Annotated in this window: 9 protein-coding genes; 5 read left to right on the top strand and 4 right to left on the bottom strand. The window is 56.6% G+C overall.

Going from position 1 to position 14,487, the window contains the following annotated elements; all coding sequences use genetic code 11:
- Positions 1 to 8 precede the first annotated feature (8 nt).
- The 3 genes from ntrB to CWS43_RS20415 form a co-directional block, all read right to left on the bottom strand.
- On the bottom strand, positions 9 to 908 hold the full coding sequence (ntrB, locus tag CWS43_RS20405; RefSeq protein ID WP_101078918.1) for a nitrate ABC transporter permease: 900 nt from the start codon (positions 906 to 908) through the stop codon (positions 9 to 11).
- 12 nt (positions 909 to 920) lie between these two features.
- Complete coding sequence (locus CWS43_RS20410) at positions 921 to 2,183, bottom strand: CmpA/NrtA family ABC transporter substrate-binding protein (protein WP_101078919.1); 1,263 nt, start codon at positions 2,181 to 2,183, stop codon at positions 921 to 923.
- A 268-nt stretch (positions 2,184 to 2,451) separates the two neighbouring features.
- Positions 2,452 to 3,684, bottom strand: a complete 1,233-nt coding sequence (locus CWS43_RS20415) for a nitrate regulatory protein (RefSeq protein WP_101078920.1) — start codon at positions 3,682 to 3,684, stop codon at positions 2,452 to 2,454.
- Positions 3,685 to 3,936: 252 nt separating this feature from the next.
- On the opposite strand from CWS43_RS20415, the gene CWS43_RS20420 reads away from it, so the two are divergent.
- The 5 genes from CWS43_RS20420 (at position 3,937) to fhuB (ending at position 10,870) form a co-directional block, all read left to right on the top strand.
- On the top strand, positions 3,937 to 4,530 hold the full coding sequence (locus tag CWS43_RS20420; RefSeq protein WP_232777111.1) for a sigma-70 family RNA polymerase sigma factor: 594 nt from the start codon (positions 3,937 to 3,939) through the stop codon (positions 4,528 to 4,530).
- On the top strand, positions 4,523 to 5,554 hold the full coding sequence (locus CWS43_RS20425) for a FecR domain-containing protein (RefSeq protein ID WP_101078922.1): 1,032 nt from the start codon (positions 4,523 to 4,525) through the stop codon (positions 5,552 to 5,554). Before CWS43_RS20420 ends, CWS43_RS20425 begins: the two co-directional genes overlap by 8 nt.
- A 129-nt stretch (positions 5,555 to 5,683) precedes the next feature.
- A complete protein-coding gene (locus CWS43_RS20430; RefSeq protein WP_101078923.1) occupies positions 5,684 to 8,035 on the top strand; it encodes a TonB-dependent siderophore receptor in 2,352 nt (783 codons plus the stop codon).
- Positions 8,035 to 8,955, top strand: coding sequence for an ABC transporter substrate-binding protein (locus tag CWS43_RS20435; RefSeq protein ID WP_101078924.1), 921 nt, complete (start codon positions 8,035 to 8,037; stop codon positions 8,953 to 8,955). The genes CWS43_RS20430 and CWS43_RS20435 overlap by 1 nt, the downstream gene beginning before the upstream one ends.
- Positions 8,948 to 10,870 carry a Fe(3+)-hydroxamate ABC transporter permease FhuB gene (gene fhuB, locus CWS43_RS20440; RefSeq protein WP_101078925.1) on the top strand — a complete coding sequence of 641 codons (1,923 nt, stop codon included), beginning with the start codon at positions 8,948 to 8,950 and terminating at the stop codon, positions 10,868 to 10,870. The genes CWS43_RS20435 and fhuB overlap by 8 nt, the downstream gene beginning before the upstream one ends.
- Positions 10,871 to 10,950: 80 nt before the next feature.
- Here the strand turns inward: fhuB and CWS43_RS20445 are convergent.
- A partial coding sequence (locus CWS43_RS20445) for an autotransporter outer membrane beta-barrel domain-containing protein (protein WP_198555885.1) occupies positions 10,951 to 14,487 on the bottom strand: 3,537 nt, incomplete at its 5' end.

The raw sequence follows: 14,487 nt of genomic DNA on the forward strand, positions 1-14,487 counted from the left end.
TCAGGCTCCTAGTGGTTGTCGTAGCTGAAACGGCGGGCAATGGCCATCAGCCCCTGCTCCAGCACCATGCCCACCACACCAATCAGCAGGATGGCGATAATGATGTTTTCAACGTTGAGGTTGTTCCATTCGTTCCAGATCCAGAAACCAATACCGACGCCGCCGGTGAGCATTTCGGCTGCGACAATCACCAGCCACGCAATGCCAATCGACAGACGGACGCCGGTGAGGATGTACGGCAGCACGGCGGGAAAGAGGATCTTGCGCATGACGGTGAATTCACTGAGCCTGAGCACCCGCGCCACATTGAGGTAATCCTGCGGAATACGGGCGACGCCTTCCGCCGTATTGAGGATCATTGGCCAGATGGAGCAGATAAAAATGGTCCACGCCGACGCGGGTTCTGCGCGCTGGAACAGCAACAGGCCGATCGGCAGCCAGGCCAGCGGGCTGACCGGGCGCAAAAGCGAGATGATCGGATTGAGCATATTGGCGATAAAGCTGAAACGGCCAATCAGAAAACCGGCCGGTATGCCGATCAGTGCCGCCATCCCGAAGCCCATCGCCACGCGTTTCAGCGAGGCCAGCACGTTCCAGCCAATGCCCATGTCATTGGGTCCGGCAATGTAAAACGGGTCAGCAAAAATCACTTTTGCCGCTTCCCAGGTTTTCAGCGGCGTGGGGAAACCTTTGCTGCTGAGGGCGGCAATCTGCCAGACCGCAATCAGGACGATGGCACCGAGCAGCGCCGGAATGGCTTTTTGCAGGAAACGACGCGATACCGCGCGGATCCGCACCCCGATAGGCGTCTTCGCGACGGCAACCGGCTGGACGGTTCTGAGCGGCACAATTTCTGCGCTCACCGGTTCATTCAGCGTAACAATCTGGGTTTTTGTGTTCGTGGACATCGGCGACCTCACTTAACGTTTCATGGCAAAACTGTTGGCGTATTCAGCAGGATGACTGCCGTCCCAGACGTTTCCGTCCATCAGTGTGCTGGTTCGCATATCACTTGCAGGCAGGTTTATCCCGCCCACGGCGGTCGCCGCCTGTTTATAGACGTCGATGCGATTGATTTTTTTGGCTACCGCGAGATAGTCAGGATCCTGGTCGAGCAGTCCCCAGCGTTTGTGCTGGGTCAGAAACCACATCCCGTCGGAGAGGTACGGGTAATTGACCGCGCCATCGTTGAAAAAGCGCATGCTGTGGGCGTCCTTCCATTTCTTGCCTAAACCGTTTTCGTAATCGCCGAGCATCCGCCCCTGAAGAGTTTCCACCGGTGTGTTGATGTAAGCGCGACCCGCCACGACCTGCGCGGTTTCGATACGGTTGGCATCGGAGGTATCAATCCAGCGGGACGCATCCAGCACCGCCGCAGTCAGGGCGCGCGCAGAATTCGGATTAGCATCGACCCAGGCTGACGTGGTGCCGAGGATCTTTTCAGGATGATCCGGCCAGATTTCCTGTGACGTGATGGCGGTATAGCCGATATCGTCCTGAATCGCCCGCTGGTTCCAGGGTTCCCCCACGCAAAAACCACTCATGTTGCCGATCTTCATGTTCACCACCATCTGCGGTGGCGGAACGACCACATTTCGCACATCGTTAAACGGGTGGATCCCGGCATTCGCCAGCCAGTAATACAGCCACATGGCATGTGTCCCGGTCGGGAACGTCTGCGCAAAGGTGTAAGTGCCTTTGGCACTGGCATCGACCACTTTTTTCAGCGACGCAGAGTCCGTTACACCGGCCTGTTTTAACTGGTTCGACAACGTGATCGCCTGCCCGTTATTGTTGAGCGCCATCAGCATTGCCATGTCGTGCTGCGGTCCGGAAACCCCAAGTTGCAATCCGTACACCAGCCCGTACAACACATGTGCGGCATCCAGTTCACCGGAGACCAGTTTGTCGCGCACCGACGCCCAGCTCGATTCCTTACTCGGGATGATTTTGATGCCGTACTTTTCATCAAACTTTTTCACCGCGGCCATCACGACGGAAGAACAGTCAGTCAGCGGAATAAAACCCACGCGGATCTCTTTCTTTTCCGGTGCGTCTGAACCCGCCGCCCAGACGCTGTTCATAAATCCCGGCATCATCATGCTGCCGCCCAGCGCCGCACTGCCCGCAATGAAGCGCCGGCGGGTGAATTGCCCCAGAATTTGGTTGTTGTCTTTCGTCATTGCGGCTTCCTGTAATGGTGAAAAATGAACAAAAAAAAAGCGTCCGGTTAGCGCTCAGTTTCCTGAACGCTAACGGACGCCTTTATCCGTAATTCTGACCAGACCGCCATTGGCCTGATACTTATGTCTTCGAAATAATGCAGTTTGTGTGCCAACTCCTTGCGTCATTGCAAAATCAGCCTGTTAGCGACATGACCAGCGGGAATGGCCGTTTATGTGCACCGGAACAGCACGTCCTGCACATCGCAAAGGCACACGCACAGTGCAACTACTCCCTTGGTGTTACACCCTCCTTTTTCGCCAATACCGATGAGACCGCCAGCATGGCGTCGGCAATTTCGGCGAGTTTTTTATTCTGATTCATCGCCATATCGCGCAGGGTTTTATGCGCCTGCGGTTCGGTCATTCCGTGATGCTGAATCAGTAAGCTTTTCGCGCGTTCAATCAGCTTTCGCTCAGTGAGCGTGGCGCGAAGTTCGGCCAGTTCGGCGTCCCGCGCCTGTAACTGGCGCGACTGTTGCTCGACCAGTTCAAGCACCGCGCGGCTGAGTTGCAAGGGGATCAGGGCGGAATAATGGTTTTCCGGCTGCGAAATTTGTCCGACATCCTGCTGCTGAAGTTCGAGGGAAACCTGTGCTTCGCGGATACGCTTGCGGCAGCATTCCATCAAAATATCTTCAAGCAAATCTTCCACGATCTTCATGCCATCGATCCGTTCCGTGGTGACGGCAAACCAGCGTAAAGCCACGCCACCGGCCTCGCCGTCCGGCGTCGTACGGGTGCAGGCTATACGCCGGAAACGCTCAAACTCGCTGCTGTCGCCACTCACTTGCTGTTGCCACAATGCCAGACAGCGGGCATCGGCGAATTCCGTGAACGTCTGGAAACAACGCTCCTGACCGTCGATCAGGTCCAAAAGTTGCTGGTGCGCCGCGTCGTCAAAATGCTGTGCCGCGAAACCCGCCGCCCCGGTTGCACGTTCCTGCCCCGCCAGCTCCTTACCCTGCATGAAGCTGAACATCGCCAGTAATGCCCGTGAAACCGGCGGATCACCCGAGATATCAGCCGCTTCAAATACCAGCGCCAGGTGTGTGCGGATCACCTCATTGTACTTGCGCATGGCGTCAGGCTGGCCGATCGTCTGCTCCTGAATCTGCTGACGCAGTAACGGCAACGTGCTGAGGCTGTGTAAAACGGCGGCAATACGGCTGAATAATCGCGGGGCATTGCCCATCGGCTGGCCGGTGAGATCCAGCGCCTGAAGTTGCTGATGCACAACCTGTTCGGCCATTTGCACCTGCAACGCCCGTTCGCTGAGCTGTCCGGCCCAGGTTTCCCCGTGAGAACACAGAAATATATTTGCCGTTCCCCGCTCACGTTGCAGCACATGGATCAGTTGGCTGACCGCACCGACCAGTTCACCCATCTGCAGGAGTTGTTGCAGGCAGGTAATTTCACTTTTTTTCGACGCCAGAACGAATCCGAGAGCAGTTAGGGTCATGAAGAAACCTGATGTGTGGGAAAGATTCAGGGATAAAGCAAGAAGCGTGCCGCAGGGGGGCAATCCGTTCAGCAGGATATTGAGCGCGCCAGGGTCAGATCTAAAAAATGCAAGACTACTGAGTGGGTCTTCAGCTTTCCGAATAGAAATCTTAAAAGATCACTTCGTAATTTTTACTTAAGGCAAATGGGTGGATGAGGTTAATTTATTTCGAGAATGATTATCATTTGTGAATGAATGATTGTGGGATTTATGTCTAAAATAGGCATCGCAGAAGTTCCCTGTCTTTCATTATCTGAGAATCCAGTGCCGGCTTTCGAGAAATATTACACTGAATTATATCGGTTTATTAACCGTAAGCTTCGTGACCGCGAGCATTCAGAAGACATGGCGCAGGAGACGTTTATCCGGGCTTTGTCTGTCACGCAGCCGGTCCGGTCGCACCGGAGTTTGCTGTATCGCATCGCGCGAAATCTGCTGGTCGATCATTATCGCCGCCCCGAACTTCCGCTGGATGAGGCTTCTGAAGAAACCGATGGCGCGCATTTTGCCGCACCGTCTTATCTGCAACCTTACGAACTCATTGAAGAAAATCAGTATAATGCGCTGATGACCCGCACCATCGAAGCCCTGCCGCCACGATGCCGGGAAGCTTTTATCCTGCATCGTTTTGACGGATTGTCGCAAAAGGATGTCGCGAGCCACATGGGAATATCCATCAATATGGTCGAGAAGCATATTATCCGCGCCATGATTGCCTGCCGGAACAGCAATGACGCCTGGCAGCAGGAACATCACACCCCGAAAGCCGCCGGTCACGCAGAAAAGGATGCCCGCGATGAATAACATCTCTGATGCGCAGATGTCCGCCAGCGAACAGGCCGCGCGGTGGCTCAGCCGGCAACAGGCCGGTTTGTCGGCACGCGAACAGCGCGAGTTTGATGAGTGGCTCTCGCAGGGCGAAAATGCCGGGGAATTTCAGGCGATGCAGGCCATGTGGCAGCGCGTCGGCGATTTGCCGCAGGAAAATATTGCCCGGTTGCGGGCTTCGCTGCCGGTGGAAAAGCCGCAGGCGCGTCGTCCTTTCTGGTTTGCCGCCCCGGTTGCCGCGCTGCTTTGCGTGATGCTGATGTGGCCCGCGTGGCAGTGGTTTGCACCGCCGGTCATGACCACCGCGTTCCATACCGGTCGCGGAGAATTAGAACAACTCACGTTGCCCGATGGCACGCTCGTCAGCCTTGATGCCGAAACGCAGTTGCAGGTAGCGTATTTTGAGCAGCGCCGCGAAGTCACGCTGATCAAAGGTCAGGCGTATTTTCAGGTGCAACATCTGGAAGATAAGCCGTTTATCGTTTTCAGCGGCCCTTCCCGCGTGACGGTTTTGGGGACTCATTTCAGCGTACGGTACATTCCGAAATCGATGAGCGGCGACGGTACGGACGTTGCCGTAAGCAGCGGCGCGGTGCGTGTCGGGCCGCGTTCGTGGCTGCAAAATATGCACTGGCGCGTGATGGCTACGCTGCGGCAGGATCCGCAAAACCGTCATCTTATGGTGCTTCGCGCTACGCAGCGGGCGACCAGCGATGCCAGCGGCGCACTGACGCGTCAGGCGTCTGTCGCGCCGGACACTATTGCCGACTGGCGGCAGTCGCGGATTAATTTTAATAACACCCCGCTCAGCCTGGCGCTGGCCGAATTCTCGCGTTACGGCGAAATGCCTTACCACGCAGCCTCGCCGGACGTCGCTGCGCTGCGCATCAGCGGCAGTTTTAACGTTCACCGCCCGGACAGTTTCGTCCGCGCATTGCCTAAAGTGTTACCGGTAAAAATCAGCACGCAGACCGGCGAAACACAGATATCGCGGCGCTGATCGTCACAAAAATTTCCCCCCTGCTAAAAAAGTTTAAAAAATTTCAGGAGACGACGTCAGGGTTTTGGCGTCGGTCTCGTCTTCAGAAAGGATAATGATTCTTATTTGGTTTTTTCTGGGGATAACTGCATGACCATTTCGACGATTTACCAGGGTACCCGTTTCAAAACCGGCCTGACCGCCATCGCGCTGGCGGTTTGCTCTCCGCTCGCCGTTGCGGCGGCCACGCTTACCGTTTCACTTCCGGCTCAGCCGCTGATCGCCTCGCTGAATACGCTGGCACAGCAGGCTGGCGTGCAGCTGATTGCCGCGCCCGAATCTGTGGCGCAAAAAACGGCTCCGGCCGTGAAGGGAACAATGACGCTGGAAGCCGCGCTTGGCCGTGTGCTGCAAGGCTCCGGCCTGAGTTTCAGCATTGAAAATGACACGGTTGTCGTCGCCCCGCAGCCTGCTGCCGGTTCCGATACTATGACGGTGAACGGGCAATCTGGCGCGTGGACCACCGTCCCTCAGGAAAGCAATTCCGCCACCAAAACCGACACACCGCTGCTTGAAGTCCCGCAGTCAGTTTCCGTGGTGACGCGCGAGCGTATGGATCGCCAGAACGTGCAAACCGTGACGGAAGCGCTGCGTTATGTGCCGGGCGTGAAAACCGAAACCTACGGCGTCGATCCGAAAGGTTATGACTGGATTTATATTCGCGGCTTTAATGCCCTGACCACCAACGATTACCGCGATGGCCTGCGTCAGCTCAATAACAGCTACAGCTATTTCCGCACCGAGCCATACGCGCTGGAACGCATTGATATCGTGCGCGGGCCGTCATCCACCCTTTTCGGGCTGGGCGATGCGGGCGGGATTGTGAACCGCGTCAGCAAACTGCCGTCCGCGCAGGGCGTGCATGACGTTCAGGTTGAACTGGGCAATTTCAACCGCCGTCAGGCACAGTTTGATATGAGCGACAAAATTGACGATGACAGCCACTATCTGTACCGCGTCATTGGCCTCGCCCGCGACAGCGACACGCAATTTCAGTACAAAAACGGGCCGGACGTGGAAGACAACCGCCTGTATCTCGCGCCATCGTTTACCTGGCTGCCAGACGATCAGACCAGCCTGACCCTGCGTGCAGATTACCTGCGTGATACGTCCGGCGGCACCGTTTCCGTGCTCACTAAACCGGGCGGCAACGTTACTGATACCCTGCTCGGCGATTACAACTACAACCATTTTCGTCAGGAACAGTTCACCGTGGGTTATGAGCTGAGCCATCAGTTCAACGACATTTTCCAGGTGCGCCAGAACGTGCGCTACGGCCAGACTGACACCATTCTTAACAACCTGCTGCCGGGTAACGTCAATTTCACCACCGGCACCGTCTCGCGTAACGCCATCCGTTTTGATGAACACATGCGCGCGTTCAATATGGATAACCAGTTGCAGGCCGATTTCGCCACCGGTCCGGTGACGCACCGCCTGCTGACCGGGCTGGATTACAGCCGCCTCGACGGCAATGCCAAACGTTTTGGCGCGGCCGCTCCGGCGCTGGATATCTACAATCCGGTGTACGGGCTGGATATCGCGGATCCGACTTACGCGCTCAATGACAACGATCAGACCACCGCACAGCTCGGCGTTTACATGCAGGATCAGATTTCCCTGACGCCAAAATGGCTGCTGACATTGGGCGGCCGTCATGATGACGTGAGTATGCGTACCGAAAATAACCTGACTGACACCACCAGCTGGGTGGACAAAGGCGCCTGGACCGGGCGCGCCGGTCTGACCTATCTGGCCGAAAACGGACTTGCGCCATACATCAGCTACGCCGAATCTTTTGTGCCAAACAGCGGCACCGACAGCAAGAACCGTACGTTTGATCCGAGCCAGGCGCATCAGTATGAAGTCGGCGTGAAATATCAGCCGGACCCAACGCTGCTGATGACGCTGGCGGCGTTCGATATCACCAAAAGTAACGTGCTCACCAATGAGATCGTGAATAACGTGCTCACCGGATATCAGGTGGCGTCCGGCGAAGTACGTTCGCGCGGTATCGAAGCCGAAACCACGGTGAAGCTGACGGAAAATCTGGATGCGCTGGCGTCGTACACCTACACCGAAACGGAAATCACCAAGAGCAACAACGGCGATCGCGGCAAACAACAGGCTAACGTGCCGAAACATATGGCATCGACCTGGCTGAACTACGGTTTCCATCAGGGTGTGCTCGACGGCCTGCTGCTCAGCACCGGCGTGCGTTATGTCGGCAGCATGTATGGCGATAACGCCAACACCCTTCCGGTGAAGAACTTCGCGCTGGTGGATGCGGGTGCGAAATATCAGGTGAACCAGCATGTGACGGTCGGATTCAACATTCAGAACCTGTTTGATCACCACTATGTCGGCACCTGTGACGACGACACCAGCTGCTATCCGGGGCAGGAACGGACGTTTATCGGCTCGCTGAAATACAGCTTCTGATGTCCGCTTTTTTACTCAGTCGTCGTGACTGTCTGAAAGCGTTGCTGGCGCTGCCGTGGGTAAATGCCCCGGCGGCGCTGGCCGCTTCATCCCAGCCCTTAACGACAAACGCAGATCGTATTATCGCGATTAACTGGCTGGCGGCGGAAACCCTGCTGTCACTGGGCATTACGCCGCTGGCTGTTTCCGATGTGGGCTATTTCCACCGCCGGATCGCCGAACCCGTTTTACCGGAAAAGGTGCAGGATATCGGCCCGTACTGGGAACCGAATATCGAGCTTATCGCCGCCCTGAAACCCGCGCTGATCCTCAGCGATATGATCGCGCCCGCCCTTCTCGACAGCCTGCAACGCATCGCGCCGGTGCAAGTCGTTTCGGTTTATCCCGCTGCGGGCGATCTCTGGCTGGCATTAGTCAGTTTTACTGCCGGTCTGGGCAAATCATTCTCCGCATCCGCGCAGGCAGCGCAGCTGATAAACCGCGCCACCCGAGCCCTCAGTGACGGCCAGCAACGGCTCAGCCGCGCGGCCGGTCAGCGGATCCTGGTGGCGGTGCGCAGTCAGGACGGTAAATACGCCACGGTGTATGGCCGGAACAGCCTGCCGGACGTCATTCTCACCCGCCTCGGCCTGCGCAACGCCTGGACGCAGCCGGTTGGCGCGATGGGCACGGCAAACGTCAGCGTTGAAAAGCTGGCGTCTTTGCCCGCTGACTGGCTGTTTTACACCGAATTACCGACGACGCTGACGCAGGTTTCCCGCCTTCGCCAGCCGGACGGATTATGGCAACAACTGCCGCTGGTTGCGGGCGGACGCGCACGGGAACTGACGCATTTCTTTCCGTTTGGCGGCCTGACGACAGCCACTGGTCTGGCGCAGCACATCACGACAGCGCTCACGGATCCTGACTCTCATGCGTAAATTTTCTCCGTTGCCCTGGCTGATTATCCTGCCGCTGGCGCTGCTGTGCGCCCTGCTGTTAATCAGCAATCTCGGTCGCCTTCATGCCGGTAATCTGCCTTCCACGGCCAGCCTGTTACTGCATTACAGTTTTCTGCCACGGCTGGCGACCGGCGCGCTGGCGGGCATGGCGCTGGCGACCGCCGGTTTGCTTTTCCAGCAGGTTTTGCGCAATCCGCTGGCGGAACCGGCCACTTTAGGGATTGCCGCCGGTGCCAATCTGGCGATGTCGGCGGGCATTATCGTTTTCCCCGGTTTGCTGGTTTTCGGCCTGACGAATCTGGCGCTGGCCGGTGCGGCGCTGACCGTGCTGGTACTTTATCTGCTGATCGCCCGTCAGGGGCTGGATCCGCTGAAAATCATTCTGACCGGCATGGTCATCAGCCTGTACGGTAACTCCGTGAATACGCTGATGGTGTTGTTCAACCATGATTATCTGAGTGATTTATTCAGCTGGCAGGCCGGTTCGCTGAACCAGAACGGCTGGCCGGTCGCGCAGTTTTTACTGTTGCCGGTGCTGTGTCTGATGGCGGGAAGCGCGCTGCTGGCAAGACCGCTGATGCTGATCGGTCTGTCAGATCAGAGCGCCGGTGCGCTGGGCGTTTCTGTGGTGAAAATCCGCATCGCCACGCTCGCGGTTGCCGTGGCGCTCAGCGCGCTCATCACGAGTCAGGTCGGCATCATCAGTTTTATCGGGCTGGCCGCTCCGGCGCTGGTGCGTCTGGCAGGCGTCCGGCGCTTCACGCATCAGCTGATTTGCGTGCCGCTGGCCGGTGCCGGGCTGCTGACCGCCGTCGATCAACTGGCGCAATTTCTCTCACCCGCAGGCGGGGATTTGCCGACCGGTGCGCTCGCCGGATTACTCAGCGCGCCGCTGATGCTGATGTTGCTGTTCCGCCAGCGCAATCCGTATATCGCCCCGCAAACGTTAAACATGCCGGTGTTACGCACGCTGACGCGCCGCCGGATTGCCGCTCTGCTGCTGATGCTCGCCTGCGGCATCGCGCTTTCGCTGTTCTTCAACCGTACGCCCGGTACCGCGGCAGCAGCCGGTTCACTTCTGCAATGGCGCTGGCCGCGGATGCTTGGTGCGCTCAGCGCGGGTGCGATGCTGGCGGTGGCCGGTGTGCTGATCCAGCGACAGAGCGGCAATCCGCTGGCAAGCCCGGAACTGCTCGGTATCAGCAGCGGCGCATCGCTGATGGTGGTGTTGCTGGTGATCCTGTTTAATCAGCCGCTGTCGCAGCTTTTCCCTGCCGCGCTGGCGGGCAGTTTGCTGGCAATTTTCACACTGTTTATGTTCGGCATGCGCTCGCGTTTCCAGCCGCAATCGATGGTGATGGTCGGGCTGTGTCTGACCAACCTGAGTATGGCGCTGAGCATGTTGTTGCTGATGAGCGGCGACCCGCGCGCGATGATGCTGCTCAACTGGAGCACCGGCTCGACCGCCGGGATCACGCCTGCGCGCGCGATGTGGGGCGCGGGACAGGCGCTGATGCTGATCCCGCTGGCCTTGTTATTGCAGCGCCGGATTACATTGCTGAGCCTCGGGCAGCAGACCACGCGGGCCCTCGGTGCCGGCGTGCGCCGCAGCAATATGCTGATTTTACTGCTCGCCGCCGCACTGACCGCAGGCGGCACGCTGCTGATTGGCCCGCTGAGTTTTGTCGGCCTGATTGCGCCGCAGCTTGCCCGCTACAGCGGCGCGAACCGTTTTCGTGCGCAATGCCTGCTCGCCGCGCTGTATGGCGGATTGCTGATGGTGATCGCCGACTGGTTGGGCCGCAATATTGCCTGGCCGTGGCCGGTATCAGCCGGGATGCTCTGTGCATTGCTCGGGGGGCCGTGGTTTTTGTGGGGGCTGGTGAGGCGGTAGGATCGCGGCGGACGGGGTTTACCGCCCCAAAAAAAAAGGGCTGCCATTCCTCCGGCAGCCCCTGAAACTTATTTAAAAAATCAGAAGTTATATTTAACCCTGATCATCCCCTCCTGCGACTGGTATCCCTGCTGATTACTGCCCGTGTAGCTAAACGACGTACTCAATCTCGGGGTGAATTTAACGTCCACACCCGCTTCGTACTCTACGATATCGCGCCCTAACGTATCGCTTTGCACCGTAAACACGGTGCCGTCGTTACTCGCCACAGTGCCGTTGTTGTCGTTCATCAGTTCACGGCGATACGTCACTTTCAACGCCGGCGTCACTTCCGTGTTGCCCCATGCCAGCCCCTGCGAAACCTTAACCCCAATATTCGGTTGCAGGCTGTCGTAGCGTTTTGAATTACCCTGCACCTTCATGCTATTGATAAAGCTGTTAAACTCTTCTCCATTTGACGACATATTTTCGTCAAAGCCAGAATAAAACACGTTCAGGCTGTCGAGGCCAATTTGCGGAACAATTTGCGTGTTCCCCATTTGCACTGGCCAGTTGAGACTCAGGCCACCGGAAACCGCATCGCCGGAAATATGACTTTTCCCTTCACCAGGGTTAAAGCCACCCATGGTGACCTGGCGTGTCACATCCGTTGGCGCGTGGGTATAACCCAGAGAGCCCGTAAGCACCATGCGGCTTAGTTTTTGCGAGGCAAACAGGTTGACCGCATAACGATTTTGCGTGGCGGATGAGCCATTGTCCGAGAGGTCAAAGTCAGAATAATCTACCGATACCCCAACGCGCGTGTCAGCAATTTCAGTGTAGCCACCGATGGAAATGCCGTTTGCTTTGGCATTACCATTGTCAGCACTCAGACGTCCGTTGCTCATGTGAGGCATGATCCACATCGCATCATCATGGTAGCAGGCGTCAGCAAGATCGCAGGCTGATTTGCCACCCGAAGCCGCAGACCAGTCAACCTGCTCCATGCTCCACTGCGTCGGTTTCTGCATCCCGATAGAAAGACGCTGAACATCGTAGGCCCGAAGATTGTCCGGCGTGACCACGAAAGTCTCGTCCTGCATGGAAGCGTTCAACGTGTCTTCCTCAGCATCCAGAATAGCTTGCATCACCGTGTTATTGTCCTGCTCCACGGCTGTAAACGTTAATGCTGCCAGTACATCATCCTCTGCAAATGCAATATTCTCTGTTTCAGGTTGCTGCTCGTCAGTGGCGACTATTTCAGACGTCTCTGTGAACTGCGTTTCAACAACGCTTAGTTCTTCTCCCCCATCAGATGACTCCGGTGTTGAAGAACGAAGAGACTTAACCCCTGCGGCTTTGGACGTCGCTAATGTCACATTGTTGGTGGTATAACCAATTTTTTGGCTGATCCCAGCGCCACCTTCTTGTGTGACCTTAGCAAAACTGCCTTTCACGCCTTTCAGCGCACTGAGCACCGTGTAAGTTTGCGCTATGTAGGTACCCGGCGCATAGATTGCGTTGAGTGTGCCTGCAACAGTTGCGCTACCTGTTACATTCAGCATCGCCGCGCCAAGGATCGGATCGATAGCAATACCGAGCACCGCATTAGACTGCTGAGTGTAATTACCTTTCACATTCAGAGAACTTCCTGCGCGTTTCAGCTTAACGGTGCCACTGTTGTAGAGACTGCCGCCCACCGTGTTGTTGTACTCACTGTTCAGCGTTGCGCTGGTCTGGATACGCATATCCCCGCCTGTTGCCGCCGTAACGCTGCCCAGCGTCAGTGTGCCCCCCTGAACCTCCAGCTCGTTAGTGTAAAGATGGTTGTCGCCGGTCAGCGTCAGGTTTTTAATCCCTTGCTTGACGGCTTTACCGGTCCCTTCCTTCGACAGATTCGCCGCCAGTACGGTGTCTTCAACCGGTGCGAGATAGAGCCTGCTGTTGGTTTTCAGCAGCAGATTACCGGTAAAGGCCGAGGTATCCCCAAAGAAGGAAACACCCTGACTGCCGGTAATGTTCAGCGTACCCTTTCCTGATATTGGGCCGTAAAGACCAAGGTTAATGCGGAATCCCCAGTTGTTGCCGTTGAGCGTACCGGTTGTATCGACTCTCAGTGCGCTGCGCAGTGTGGCACCGCTGCCACCACCGTTACCATTGGTGCCGGAGGCAATCGTGCCCCCGTCAAGTACTAACGTTTTGTTTATCCCTTCCGTTTGTTTCACATCACGCAATTCAAGGGTCGTGCCATTCCCTACCGTCAGCGAGCCGTTGCTGCTTAACAGACTGTCCCTCCCTCCCCAGGTGACGTTACTGCTATTAAAGGCGATATCACCGTCAGTCAGAGAATTATCCGTAAATGACGTTTTGATATTGTTCACGGTCAGACGTTTGCCGTTGAGCTGATATTTTCCAATCGTTGTTGTATCGGTGATGCCGTTAAAGGTGGCTGTACTGTTGTCACTCAGGCTGAGAGTGCCTAGTTTAAGCGCCCCGGCCTTGCTGTTCACCAGCGTGCCGGACGCGAGGTTGAGGTTGTTGAGAACGCTGTTACCGTTCAGGTCAAGCAGGGCGTTTTTCGCCACACTCACGATATTAGCAGCCGCCCCAAACGCATTAAGGTTCCCTGCTATCGTTTTCCCGGCTGACAGCAGCACATCACCGGTGAAGGTGTTACTCGCCGCCAGCGTCAGGTCGCCCGTACCCTGCTTATTCAGGTGGATTTTCTGGCCGGAAATCGTGCTGTTAAGCGTGCTGCTGGAATTAACCAGCAGATTCAGTGATGACCCGTTATTTACGTCGGAGGAGGTGATGGCAGAGCCCGCCTCATTCGCTTTGATATTCAGCGTGCCGCTGTGACCATGCAGATCGACGGTGCCGCCCGCCGCCAGATTGCTAAGACTGACTTTACTGTCAGCGTCGAGTTTTAGCGTACCGGCAGTCATACGGATATCACCGCCCGTGGCTGCGGTGGTGCTGCCCAGCGTCAGTGTGCCTGCCTGAACCTCCAGCTCGTTGGTGTAAAGATGGTTGTCGCCTGTCAGCGTCAGGTTTTTAATCCCTTGCTTGACGGCTTTACCGGTCCCTTCCTTCGACAGATTCGCCGCCAGTACGGTGTCTTCAACCGGTGCGAGATAGAGCCTGCTGTTGGTTTTCAGCAGCAGATTACCGGTAAAGGCCGAGGTATCCCCAAAGAAGGAAACACCCTGACTGCCGGTAATGTTCAGCGTACCCTTTCCTGATATTGGGCCGTAAAGACCAAGGTTAATGCGGAATCCCCAGTTATTGCCGTTGAGCGTACCGGTTGTATCGACTCTCAGTGCGCTGCGCAGTGTGGCACCGCTGCCACCACCGTTACCATTGGTGCCGGAGGCAATCGCGCCCCCGTCAAGTACTAACGTTTTGTTTATCCCTTCCGTTTGTTTCACATCACGCAGTTCAAGGGTCGTGCCATTCCCTACCGTCAGCGAGCCGTTGCTGCTTAACAGACTGTCCCTCCCTCCCCAGGTGACGTTACTGCTATTAAAGGCGATATCACCGTCAGTCAGAGAATTATCCGTAAATGACGTTTTGATATTGTTCACGGTCAGACGTTTGCCGTTGAGCTGATATTTTCCAATCGTTGTTGTATCGGTGGT

The sequence above is a fragment of the Rahnella sp. AA genome (genome assembly GCF_002834385.1).
GTDB lineage: Bacteria > Pseudomonadota > Gammaproteobacteria > Enterobacterales > Enterobacteriaceae > Rahnella.